We start from the raw sequence: 12060 nt of genomic DNA on the forward strand, positions 1-12060 counted from the left end.
CAACACCACAAAACTCCCCCAGGCTTGGGTTAACCCAAAGCCTGGGGGAGGAACGGAGGGAAATCTTACACACTTTTTCGGACATTACCATTTTGAAGAATGATAGCACCAAGATGATAGGATTGACCTTCCGGCATTTCCAGCAAGTTGTTCCATAATGTTGAAATATTCTTGTCTTCCCAACAATATATGCGTTGATATTCCGGAATGATAAGCGGAAGATCGAAAACTTCACGCATAGAAAGAGTTTTTAGGCTTACTTCGCTTTCAACATCCAGTTTTTGAAGTTCTCCCTTTTGGACATATTGTTCCGACAGATCCAGCGGTTTGAAGATCTCTGCACATTCGGCCAATACATTGTCAAATATATTGGAAAGCTCTATAAGAATCTTTTCAAGCTGCTCATTATTGCATACCTCCTCTTGATAAATAGCAATATCTCTCCAACCTTCATTACGCCATATCAAGAGAGGAGAGCCATTGATATGTTCTTTGATATATCTAACGATTCTACCATATCTATAACCATCGCTTTCTCTCGGAGGCTCTATATGAAGTTCCCAATGTCCGCATATATACTCATAGTGAACACTCTCTCTATTTGGGAATGCTGTCTGTACTTGAATAAACCTCTTCTTGTGAGCTTTTTTTGATGAATTATTATGATAGCTGCAATAAACTTCTCTTCCGGGAAGTTTATGGGTAACTATTTGCTCAACTTTGGTATTTACCTGTGTACGTATTTGTAAAGCCATATTGAAATGTATAAAATCCTCAACACAATGGCTGTGCAGGCTTCTGCTACGGTCATGGCATGGTGACAGCTTGTTTATTCATATCCGCAACGCGCGGCAATTATGCAGAGGTGGTAATGTTTTTCCGGGCAGGCCTTATGTGAAGCGACACAATCTATTGCAGCAAGGCCGGTATGAAAAACACAAGCCGCCTAATGCGATTTCTTTTGTAGGTTTTCTATATAACAGAAAAATTCAAGGGTGGTTCGGAGTTTTACCGGACAGCAAAAACACTTATTATTTTATTCTTACGAAGAGCCAAATGCGTATTTTTTATTACAGGGTATCCGTAAAACCTTTTCTTCTCTTAGAAATTAGGGCTGATTTCCCAAACAAGAAACCGGCTCTTTTCCACTTTTAGCGGACAGCTATATTTTTATGATTTCATTTCGAGGAAGGAGAAAAGGCCTCAAATGTTCCATCATCAAAAAACACACGTATTTCCTTTATTTTTCGCTGAGGTCTATCAATATTTTTCGCCAATTCATTCGGATCTTGCATAGAACGCTTGGAAACAGACGCAGGGGTTGAAAAATTCATCGTCGCCGAGGTGGGAGAGGGATTGACTGTTGCGGAAGATGTTTTGGCAGGCATTGCCGGCACTTCCGAAAAAAGAGTTGTTCCGATTTCATTCTCAAAAAGAGAAGCTCCTATATCCATCACATCTCCTTTTGAGAAACCGAAATTTTGACCACTATCTCCGGAAGCTCCCACGGAAGCCGAAGAATGAGATCCTGTCAGCATTTCCCCCTCTCCAAACAGCACCCAATTCGTACTGACTTCCGGAAAAGCCTTATGTATGGCTTGAATGTGATTATTCGTAGGGTTCGTGCGTCCGGTAAAAATACTCGAAATCGCAGCAGGCGACAAGCCCAACTTTTGCGCAAAGTTTTGTTGGGTCATGTCATACATTTCCATAATGGCACGTATTCTATCTTTCATTTTTTAATCGCGATGAGAAATGATTCTCCATTTATATATGTGTATCTAAATTTTCTTTATCTCAATCATCGGATTCGGACTGTTTCCGTATCCTTAAAATAAAAGCAATTCAAGAAGAAAAAGAAGGGTCCTAATTCTTCCTCCTCAAACCGCAGTTTTATTTAGAGAGAAATCCCGAGTTTCCGACAGGTAAAAAATGGTGGTATTGTTCCTTATGCGCTTTACTGCATATTCACTTCCGAGCGTTCCATTCGTCAAGACTTATGCTTAAACAGTATTATCGGAAAGTTACGAATATACCTGCCGAAAATTTCGCCACCCAAAAGCCGAACTTCTCTCCATATCTCCATTCGTTTCTATGAGAAAAGAGAGGGGAAGATACGGAAAGGAAGTACAGAGCAGGAGAAACAAGCTGCTTTTCGTCCATTTCCTTATCCTCTACAAAGGTAAAAATAAATCCTGAAACAAACAACAAACCAATACTGCAAATTCAAAACCCAAATTTCCACATATCCATTTTAGCATTCACATATCCAAATCAAGAACTTTCATGTCGCTATAAACATTTGCATATACAAACCAAAATCCCCGAAAATGGCCTATAAGCTCCACTTTCCTTATTTCTATCAAATCATTGGCTTAAAACAGACTATTAGATGAAGTAGATGAAAAAACTGCGCTTTCAATGCTTCAAAAGAGCCTTTTCATCAAAAAGATCATATAAACCCTCTTATAGAATAGAAGAAAATACTGATTTACAAGCCTATATAAAAATAAAATTCGAGTGAATAATTAAAGATACACAAACCGATATAAGCAAAACAAAAACACAAAACAATATATCTACATTTGTTACATCTATCTATTCTTGTCTCTTGTTGTACACAAACATGAATTGCAAAACCTGCGGTATTTGAATATACAAATCCACAATTAAGAAAACGAAATACAAACAAAAGCTAATGAAAAATGTATTCAAACGAAAGAGGCATAAAACAGCCCCTTTTCACCGAAAAACGCCCATTGGTGCAGCTTGTTCACTCTCACGCAATTCTCAGCGAGCAGAAATCCACCTAAACAACTCATAATCTGAAACTAAAATACAAAAATAAAGATATCAAAGAGAGGTCAAATAAATAGATAGCTTGCTTGTTTTTAGTGTTTATCTTCTATTTTTCGGCTGTTTTCTGTCGGTTTTATTTGCTTTTTAGTCTTCTTTTCGCCCTACACACCCCATATTTACATTTTCCGATGAGATTTTCTCGGAAAAGGCATCTTGTCGGATCGATGCCTTTTCTTTTTTATCATATCCCTACCCTTTTCTTTCGGCTACAAATATAGTTTTCTTCCTCTCAATGTTCATGCCGAAAGCATCCATTCGAAAAAAAGATATAGAAAATTTCGAATCTATTTTTTGCGTATTTCCAACGCCCTACCCTCTATTATTCATTTTTCTATTTGCAGTAAAAAGCCATACAAAAATCTCCGTCTTGTTTTTATTGTTGCCAAAATAGGAAAAAGGCCAGAGAAGATGAAAAGAATTTCATCTGCAAACTTCCGCATTCGACACACTTTTCTCCCCCACTCTTTGAGCGTGTTTCACAATGCAGGAAGACACCTCAACTCCTACATCCGCATCACCCATAGTTCTCCGAATTCTTTCCTCTCTCACTTCCAAAACGAGGGTTTCAAGTCCGCACATTTTTTCTCTCCAATCCGTTTTTACTCTTCCTGATCTCCTCCATTCGCGTTCCGATCTCCTCAACTTTTCTCCCCTCTCCCGTCATCGTCGATACGAAAAAAGGCTTCCGATTTTCACAATGTGAAAATCGGAAGCCGTCGCACTTCCTTTTGATGAAGCTCTCGCCGCCAATCAGTGCAAGATAAAAAAGAGCAACTCTTTCATCAAGTCTCCGGAAGCAATAGAAGGATTATCCACTCCTTTACTTCGCGCATCCGTTCGGCGAATTTGACCAATAATACTCATTACCTTTTTCCCCGTATAAACACTCATCGCCGGCAGAATGCTTTTCTCCACCTGCCACTCCGACACTCCCAACCACGAGGCGATCCCCGCTTTTGTTTTGTCGGGGGCATAATAGGCCAACATCAAGTTGGAGAAATAGCGAAACAAGGCCGGCAATGTTTTTTGAATTGGATTTTGCTTCGGATTACTATCAAAATAATTCGCAATACGATTTACTTTTATCACGTCTTTTCGGCCGAGCGCGTCAGTCAGTTCAAAAATATTAAACTCCTTACTCACTCCGATATGTCGCTCGATGAGGTCGGTCGTCACGGTATTTCCGCCTTCGGCCAGTGCGATAACCAATTTGTCGAGTTCTCCTGCCAGTCGGTTTAAGTCTGCCCCGACATAGGCCGCCAACATTTCAGCCGCCTGCGGTTCGATGGCCAAGTGTTTCCGGCGCAGATATTGAGTAATCCAAGTCGGGAGTTGATAATCGCGCAACTTCACGCTTTCAAACAACACTCCATTTTTTTCAATCAGCTTCACCACCCCCTTTCTGCGATCGATCGTTCCGTTTTTATGGCAGATGATCAAAACGGTGGAAAGTTGCGGTTGTTTGAGATAAGGTTCGAGTTGCTCGATGTCTTTCAAGTTTTGCGCTTCTTTGACAACGACCACCAAACGCTCTGCTCCCATCGGAAATCCCATGGCAGCGTGGCGTACGGAAATCGTGTCGGTTTCTGCTCCGAACAGGGTGATCATATTGAAATCACGGTCTTCGGGTTTGAGCAATGTATCGATTAGGAAGTCGCAAACTCTATCTATATAATAACTCTCCTCTCCCATCAAATAATAGACGGGAGCAATGTTGCCGGCGCGCACATCTCTCACAATAGATTCGTGCGTCACCGAGGCAGTCGCTTTTTTAGCCATAAAAAAGAAACGGTTTAAGTAGGTATTGAGAATTTATTGATATCGGATTTGCTTTTGTTTTCGTCAGTCTGCCGGCGAACAGAAGGAGTGTAGCGGACTCTACACGACTGACAAGCAACAGCAGACTGACGAAAAAGAAAGACAAAGATGATGTCAATAAAATCAACGGCCTACAAAGAAGTATTGTTTGATTTTCAACACCTACTTACCAATCAAATTTCAAGTGCCTCACCGTTTTTCGGTCGCCTTGCAAAAGTCGCAACGCCTCGATGCCGATTTTGACATGGGTGGCGGCAAAATTCTGCGTCACATGATTATCCGATTTTTCGGTCTTCACGCCTTCGGGTGTCATGGGGTTGTCGCTCACCAAGAGCAAAGCCCCTGTCGGAATATGATTGTAGAATCCGCAAGAGAAAAGCGTAGCCGTTTCCATATCCACGGCCATTGCTCTTGTGGTGCGGAGATAAGATTTGAACTTTTCGTCGTGTTCCCAAACTCTCCTGTTCGTGGTATAGACGGTGCCCGTCCAATAGTCGAGCGACGCATCTCTCAAAGCGGTCGATATGGCACGTTGCAGCATGAATGCCGGCAATGCCGGCACCTCCGGCGGAAAATAGTCGTTCGACGTACCTTCACCTCTGATACCGGCAAGCGGCAGAATATAGTCGCCCAACTGCGTTTTGTTGGAAATTCCTCCCGTTTTTCCGAGGAAGAGAACGGCACGCGGTTTTACGCTGGACAGCAAATCCATGATCAACGCAGCGTTGGGCGATCCCATTCCAAAGTTGATCATCGTGATGCCTTCGGCCGTCGCGGCACGCATATTGGCATCGAACCCCACGGCTTCGACTTTCATCTGCTCACAAAACATATCCACATAGTTATTGAAATTGGTGAGTAGGATGAGGTCGCCAAAATCTTCGAGCGGCAGTTTGGTGTAGCGGTGCAACCAATTTCCGCAAATCTCTTCTTTACTTTTCATAGGTGTATGTATTGTATTTTGGCAAAGGTAGCGAAAAATCTTGGGGTGTAAAAGAAGAGGCAGACAAGTTTCGTTGTTTCCTCCACCCTCTTTGTCGGTATAAAAGCACGGTATTATGGCAAAAATAACAGCCGACGACACAGCTATTGACGATATTTTTCGTAATTTAGCCGTCGGAAAATTCCACCCAACGAACATTTAATAAGACATAACCATGATTTCACAAACTCTGCAAGACGCTCTCAATGGGCAAATCGTTGCCGAAATTTATTCGGCCAACCTCTATCTTTCAATGGCATTCTATATGGAGAAAGAAGGTTTCGATGGTTTTTCTCACTGGATGAAGAAACAATCTTCCGAAGAAATGGATCACGCCTACGCCATTGCCAACTACATCATCAAACGTGGCGGAACCGCCGTTGTCGGCAATATTGATGCTGTCAAGCAAAACTGGGAAAGTCCGCTCAATGCCTTTAAGGACGCCTACGAACACGAGTGCAAAGTCAGCAAGATGATCGACGATTTGCTCGACAAGGCCATTGCCGAGGGCGACAAGGCTTCGCAAGATTTCCTTTGGCAATTTGTGCGCGAGCAAGTAGAAGAAGAAGCCACCGCTTCGAGCATCGTGGATCGCATCGAGCGCATGGGCGACAACGCCATATTCAACCTCGACCAGCAATATGGCGCACGCCAATAATATCTATTTTCATCCAACAACGCCTCGACGCTTCATGCCGTCGGGGCGTTTTCGTTATACTCTCAAAAGACGTTTTTCCCTCCGTCCTTCGACACGCAACAGCAGGATCTCCGCACATATCTTTCATACGTTTCTTCATTTCACCCGCACTTCAAACATGCCTTTTTGCTCCACATCGTGAACGGGCAATCCCATGGCTGCGGCATCAGCAACATACTTTTCGCGATAAAACGCCGACATCGAAGCCGCCAAAACCAAACGCTGCGGACGATAGAAGTGCAAAACGTGTTTCAAACCTCGCGTGCAGCCTTTGCCCAACACCAACAGATCGACTTCGAGCGGCCGCCTCGGAAAAGCATAAGACAATCGTTCACACACCACTGCGCAACGCAAATTTCTCATCAACACCACACGCGGCGCGAAAGCCACCGACGGCGAATCGTCTTTTCGGCGATGCAGTTCTGCCTCCAACTTTTCGCAACCTTCGGCCGTGAAAAGTCGATGCAACGGCAGGCTATTCACCCTCCACCCGCGAGGATTCCAATCGTTGCGCGCCGTGGCGAAAAGCGATCGCCGCGTCCGCACATCGTCGTCCGAGAGCAACCACGTTTGTCCCGACTGCTCCACCACATGAAGTGCAAGCGCGGCAGGTGTGTGATAGACACGCAGCATCGCCGCTTCGGTAGTTTTCGGCAGGCGTTCAAATCCGACAACCGCCACCAGTCCGCACAACACCACACCGCTTCTGAACATCAACGTGCGGCGCGAAAACATTTGCCGATGCGAAATGTGCCAAAATGCAAACAGAAGAACGCCATAAACCGCCGCCGTCAGCCACCACGACCACCTCACCGCCGTCACCGAGAAAGGCACGCCGGCCACGCCCTGCAACACAGTTTCCATTCCCCGCAACACGCCCGAAAGCACCACGGCCAGCCATTCGCGCGCAATAGGCAAAAGAGCAAACAACACACTTCCCGACAACAGCAAATAAGCTGCCGGAATTGCCACAAAACCGCCCACAAAACCGCCCCACGAAATGATCTGAAAATAATGGGCGATGAGGGGCAGCGTGGCCAACTGTGCCACCAGTGAAACCGCTCCGAGTTCAAACAGCCAACGCCCTGCCGCTCTTACCGAAAGTTGCCACCATGCGCATCGTTTCGTCAATGCACTCTTCCTCTCCTGCGGCGTCGGCTTCTTCAAAACCGCCGGCATCGGTATCAACGGCCGGAGCAAGAGAATGCCTGCCACCGCCACGCACGAAAGCTGAAAACCGATGTCGAACAACCACAGCGGACGCGCCACCAACATCAGCAACATCGTGAGCAACAGACCGTGAACAGCACGACCGGAACGCGAAAACAATTGCAGCAACTGCGCCACGCTAAACATGACGCCGGCTCTGACCATCGACACCGGCCAGCCCACCAAGAAGCCGAAGCTCCATATTCCGACCCAGCCGACCAACACGCCAAGCATGCCCCAACGACGGCCGCGCCGACGAAGAGGTGTCAGCACAAGAGTTTGATAGAGCCCATAGAGCACAGCCAGATGCAGCCCCGACAAGGCCAAGATGTGTGCCGTTCCGGTGTGGGCATAGAGTTGTCGGGTGTCGGCGTCGAGGTCTGCCCGATGTCCGAGGGTCATTGCCCCCAGCACGGCAGCTTCGTGGCGTTCAAAGTGTGCACGATAGGCCGACATCAGCCGTTCGCGCCGCAACAAAGCCTGCTCTCTGAACGTCAGTTCGACCCGTGCAGACATGATTTGCCAATCTCCGCGCATGCAAACACCGCTTCCACTCACGCCTTGTCGTCGGAGAAACGCAGAAAAATCGGTTGCGCCGGGATTTCGAGGAGGCGGAAGCTCGCCCGGCCGCAGATGCAACAAAATGCCGTCGCCGATTTGCAACGAGCGTTCGCGTCCGACGAGCAACACCTCCAACACGCGATCGCGATGAGCTTCGTCGAGCAGACGCAGACGGGCGCGCCACGATTTTTCGGTGGGACGCGGCACATCGGTCACCACGGCGCGAAACGTCTGTGGTTCAGACGGCCAAACATATACACTTTCATTTCTCGCCGTCATGGCCGACACACAGCCCGAAAGGGCAACGGCAACATTCAGCAACGTCATCGGCCAACGTCCCGAACCTCCGCGATGCCTCATCAACCAACCACCGCAAATTGCCCAAACTCCCACCGCCGTGCCCAACAACACCGTCTGCCACGGTGCAAGTTGTTCAAAACACAACTCCCCTGCTCCGATGCCGACCGCCAAGGGTAGCAGCAAACGGAGCAGGGGAGAATATGAAAGATATGTAGCAGGCGGCAGCGATGTGTTCATTGAGCATCGACAGCTTTATCGTTCGTCGCTTGGAAGTTCGTCGCGATACCGTTCGGGCAAAGCACTCATAATGGCACGACGGCTCTCTTCGAGCGTTGTCTTGACATTATCGCCACCTTGTCCTTTCGGAGCAATGGGGGGATGAATGACCAAACGGAGCGGATGCCAATCGACAAATCCGAAGCCCCGTGTGCGCGGCAGCACATCGAAACATCCGTCGATCGTGATGGGTACGACGGGCAATTGCAGTTCGTCGGCAAGTTGAAAAGCTCCTCTTTTGAAAGCCACCATACGCCCGTCAAATGTCCGTGCTCCTTCGGGAAAGACCATCAACGAAGTGCCGCCCTGCAAACGCTTTCGGGCTATGTTCATCGTTTCGGCAATGGCGTGCCGATTGGATTTGTCCACAAAAATGAAGCCGGCCTTTTCGCAGGCAAAGCCGACAAAAGGAATTTTACGAAGTGATTTTTTCATCATCCACTTAAAATCGCGACCGAGAAAGCCGGAAAGAAAATAGATGTCAAATGCCCCTTGATGATTGGCCACGAACACGTAGCTCTGTCCCTTTTGCAGATGTTCGCGCCCTTCGACCCTGACGGGCAGGAACAACATGCGGATCAGCCCGATACCCCAAAGGCGGCTGGGCATGAAAGAAAACCATCGCGACAAACCGATTGAGCATCCCAAAGCTGTGAAGAAAGCTGTGAGAAAGGTGGTAAGAATGAAAAAAGGAGCCACCACGAAAAATTGATAGATACGATAGAATAATTTCATGATATTCAGATGAGTGAAAGATTTTCACGACATACTCCGTCACACTTCCGCCATCGACAAGGCAAGACCTCGACAGCCGCATGAAGCCGTATCAAAAACAAGACCTCGCAGTGAAGGCAATCGCGCTTAGGACATGTTGTTTTGCATGTCGTCAATGCAGATAGGTGATGCTTCGTCCGCGGAAATTGTCGTTGGTGATTTGTCCGTTGTTGTAAATGAGGAAGCCATTCACAAAAGTGCTTTCCACCCTCCAACGATAGGTTTTTCCCTCAACGGGACTCCAATTACATTTCGACAAGATGCGGTTGGGCGTCACCGTCCATGGCGAATCGGGGCGCACGATGACGATGTCGGCCATGTGTCCGGGACGTAGAAAACCTCGATTTTCGATGGCAAAGAGCTTTGCCGGCTGATGACACATCAGTTCCACCAACCGCTCAATGGTGAGCACGCCTTCGTCCACGAGTTCGAGCATCGCCACAAGCGAAAATTGCACAAAGGGCATGCCCGAAGCGGCTTTGGCCGCGCCTCCCATTTTGTCGGTTATGGTGTGTGGCGCGTGATCGGTGCCGACGCAGCAAATGCGACCGTCGGTGAGGGCGGCGCGGAGGGCGGCGCGGTCGGCTTCGGTCTTTATGGCCGGATTGCACTTGATGCGCGTGCCCAACCGCTTGTAGTCGGCATCGGTGAAAACAAGGTGTGGCAAACAAGCCTCGGCGGTGATCTGCCCATCGTTCGGCTCGAAGAGTTCCAACTCCCGCGCCGTGGTCAGATGCGCCACATGGAGGCGTGCGCCGGTGCGTTTGGCCAATCGGATGGCTTGCGACGTGCTTTTGTAGCAAGCCTCTTCGGATCGAATGATCGGATGAAAACACACATCGGGATCGTCACCGTGTTGAGCTTTGCAGGCTCGAAGATTGGCCATAATGGTGGGTGTGTCCTCGCAATGCACCATGATAGGGAGGCGGCTTTGTTCAAAAATGGTGAGGAGTGCGTCGTCTTCTTCCACTTGCAACGAACCGGTGCTGCTGCCCATATACAGTTTGATGCCGGCCACGATGCGCGGATTTATCTTACTCAGGGTGGCGGCGTTCTCTTTGGAAGCTCCGAGAAAAAAGCCGTAATTGACGTGGCACCGTTGTGCCGCTATGGCGCGCTTCTCTTCGATGCGTTCGAGCGTGACGGCCGGCGGCAGCGTGTTGGGCATGTCGAGCACGGTGGTCACTCCGCCGGCGGCGGCGGCTCTACTTTCGGAATCGAAATCGGCTTTCTGCGTCAATCCGGGATCGCGAAAATGTACGTGGTCGTCGATGACGCCGGGCAGCACAAAGCACCCTTCGGCATCGATCACTTCGTCGGCCGGCAACGTCGGGAGCGCGTCGCGCCCTTCGAGCACTTCTTCGATGCGGTCGTCGTCGAGCACGACGCTTCCCACAAAGCGGCGACCTTCATTGACGATGGTCGCGTTTTTGATGTGTATTCTGTTGTGCATAAGTTGATGGTAATAAAATCGAAAACCACCCGACCCGTCGGCACTTGCCGACAGCGTCGAGTGGGAGATCAGACCGTGCGGGCTTTTATCTTGCCCGTCAGTGCCGCACATCGCAGGCGAATGACCCCGAAAAGGGCTTCGCCGAAAATGCCGCCACTCATTTTGCTCGTGCCCAAACGGCGATTGACGAAAATCACGGGCACTTCGGCGATGCGGAAGCCCAAGAGATGAGCGGTGAATTTGAGTTCGATCTGAAACGCATAGCCTTTGAAGCGGATGCGGTCGAGATCGATGGTTTCCAAAACCTTGCGGCGATAGCACTTAAAACCGGCCGTGGTGTCGTGCACGGGGATGCCCGTGATGAAGCGCACGTATTTGGAAGCAAAATAGCTCATCAACACGCGTCCCATCGGCCAGTTTACGACATTGACGCCCGTGACATAGCGACTGCCAATGGCCAGATCGTTGCCCTCTTCGGCACAAGCCCGATAGAGGCGCGGCAGATCGTTGGGATCGTGGCTGAAATCGGCGTCCATTTCAAAGATGTAGTCATACTTCTTCTCGATTGCCCATTTGAAGCCGGCGATGTAGGCCGTGCCCAAGCCGAGTTTTCCCGCCCTTTCGATGAGGTGGACGCGACCGTTCAGATCGCCGTTCATGAGTTTTTTGACAATGTCGGCCGTTCCGTCGGGACTGCCGTCGTCGATGACGAGCACATCGAAAGCATGCTCGTCAAGACCGATGACGGCACGCAAAATGGCCTCAATGTTTTCTTTCTCGTTGTAGGTGGGAATGATGACTACGCTGTCGTTTCTTTGCATGGGTTGAGAATGTTTGGTGCAAAAGTAGCACTTGCCGCCCACATCTCAAAATATAAACACATTTTTCCCACTCCCTTCGTCGGTCTTTCGGGAAGCATCATTGACAAAGCCTTATGATCGATTGACGCGCAAGCTGCCGGTCGGGCAGACGTCAAAAGCCTCTGCGTCCCCCAAAAGCGCAAACACCATGCGGCAACGGCTCGTCATGCCGCGATGAAGCGAAGATACCCTCCATTGCCCAATGCGAAATCTGCCGAAAAGAAGAAAAAAGACGATGACGTTTTTGCGGTTCACCAAAGAAAAGCGTGAA

Annotated in this window: 9 protein-coding genes; 1 reads left to right on the forward strand and 8 read right to left on the reverse strand. The window is 48.5% G+C overall.

Translation table 11 applies throughout. The features are described 5' to 3' along the window. Positions 1-65: 65 nt before the first annotated feature. The 4 genes from EII14_RS03825 to EII14_RS03840 form a co-directional block, all read right to left on the reverse strand. Positions 66-755 (reverse strand): DUF262 domain-containing protein, encoded by a 690-nt coding sequence (locus EII14_RS03825; RefSeq protein ID WP_124931241.1) that lies wholly within the window; start codon positions 753-755, stop codon positions 66-68. A 423-nt stretch (positions 756-1178) separates the two neighbouring features. After that, positions 1179-1736, reverse strand: coding sequence for a helix-turn-helix domain-containing protein (locus EII14_RS03830; protein WP_124931242.1), 558 nt, complete (start codon positions 1734-1736; stop codon positions 1179-1181). A 1873-nt stretch (positions 1737-3609) separates the two neighbouring features. Then, positions 3610-4638 carry a DNA polymerase III subunit delta gene (gene holA, locus EII14_RS03835; RefSeq protein WP_124931243.1) on the reverse strand — a complete coding sequence of 343 codons (1029 nt, stop codon included), beginning with the start codon at positions 4636-4638 and terminating at the stop codon, positions 3610-3612. A 205-nt stretch (positions 4639-4843) separates the two neighbouring features. After that, positions 4844-5620 carry an AMP nucleosidase gene (locus EII14_RS03840; protein WP_124931244.1) on the reverse strand — a complete coding sequence of 259 codons (777 nt, stop codon included), beginning with the start codon at positions 5618-5620 and terminating at the stop codon, positions 4844-4846. A 214-nt stretch (positions 5621-5834) separates the two neighbouring features. On the opposite strand from EII14_RS03840, the gene EII14_RS03845 reads away from it, so the two are divergent. After that, a complete protein-coding gene (locus EII14_RS03845; RefSeq protein WP_124931245.1) occupies positions 5835-6317 on the forward strand; it encodes a ferritin in 483 nt (160 codons plus the stop codon). 135 nt (positions 6318-6452) lie between these two features. Here EII14_RS03845 and EII14_RS03850 read toward each other — a convergent pair whose 3' ends face one another. The 4 genes from EII14_RS03850 to EII14_RS03865 all read right to left on the reverse strand — a co-directional run bounded on the left by EII14_RS03850 (position 6453) and on the right by EII14_RS03865 (position 11750). Beyond that, positions 6453-8663 (reverse strand): ComEC/Rec2 family competence protein, encoded by a 2211-nt coding sequence (locus tag EII14_RS03850; RefSeq protein ID WP_124931246.1) that lies wholly within the window; start codon positions 8661-8663, stop codon positions 6453-6455. Positions 8664-8678: 15 nt separating this feature from the next. Beyond that, the gene (locus EII14_RS03855) at positions 8679-9437 is read right to left on the reverse strand and encodes a 1-acyl-sn-glycerol-3-phosphate acyltransferase (RefSeq protein WP_124931247.1); all 759 of its coding nucleotides are present in this window, start codon (positions 9435-9437) and stop codon (positions 8679-8681) included. A 151-nt stretch (positions 9438-9588) separates the two neighbouring features. Beyond that, entirely contained in the window at positions 9589-10929 is a 1341-nt protein-coding gene (locus tag EII14_RS03860) for a dihydroorotase (RefSeq protein ID WP_124931248.1), read from the reverse strand. Between the two features lie 68 nt (positions 10930-10997). Continuing rightward, positions 10998-11750 (reverse strand): polyprenol monophosphomannose synthase, encoded by a 753-nt coding sequence (locus EII14_RS03865; RefSeq protein WP_124931249.1) that lies wholly within the window; start codon positions 11748-11750, stop codon positions 10998-11000. Positions 11751-12060 lie beyond the last annotated feature (310 nt).

It is taken from the genome of Alloprevotella sp. OH1205_COT-284 (assembly GCF_003859795.1).
GTDB lineage: Bacteria > Bacteroidota > Bacteroidia > Bacteroidales > Bacteroidaceae > Alloprevotella.

Excerpts from the sequence above, each read along its gene's own strand:
- EII14_RS03825 (WP_124931241.1), bottom strand. The coding sequence starts at position 755 with ATGGCTTTACAAATACGTACACAGGTAAATACCAAAGTTGAGCAAATA.
- EII14_RS03830 (WP_124931242.1), bottom strand. The coding sequence starts at position 1,736 with ATGAAAGATAGAATACGTGCCATTATGGAAATGTATGACATGACCCAA.
- holA (WP_124931243.1), bottom strand. The coding sequence starts at position 4,638 with ATGGCTAAAAAAGCGACTGCCTCGGTGACGCACGAATCTATTGTGAGA.
- EII14_RS03840 (WP_124931244.1), bottom strand. The coding sequence starts at position 5,620 with ATGAAAAGTAAAGAAGAGATTTGCGGAAATTGGTTGCACCGCTACACC.
- EII14_RS03845 (WP_124931245.1), top strand. The coding sequence starts at position 5,835 with ATGATTTCACAAACTCTGCAAGACGCTCTCAATGGGCAAATCGTTGCC.
- EII14_RS03850 (WP_124931246.1), bottom strand. The coding sequence starts at position 8,663 with ATGAACACATCGCTGCCGCCTGCTACATATCTTTCATATTCTCCCCTG.
- EII14_RS03855 (WP_124931247.1), bottom strand. The coding sequence starts at position 9,437 with ATGAAATTATTCTATCGTATCTATCAATTTTTCGTGGTGGCTCCTTTT.
- EII14_RS03860 (WP_124931248.1), bottom strand. The coding sequence starts at position 10,929 with ATGCACAACAGAATACACATCAAAAACGCGACCATCGTCAATGAAGGT.
- EII14_RS03865 (WP_124931249.1), bottom strand. The coding sequence starts at position 11,750 with ATGCAAAGAAACGACAGCGTAGTCATCATTCCCACCTACAACGAGAAA.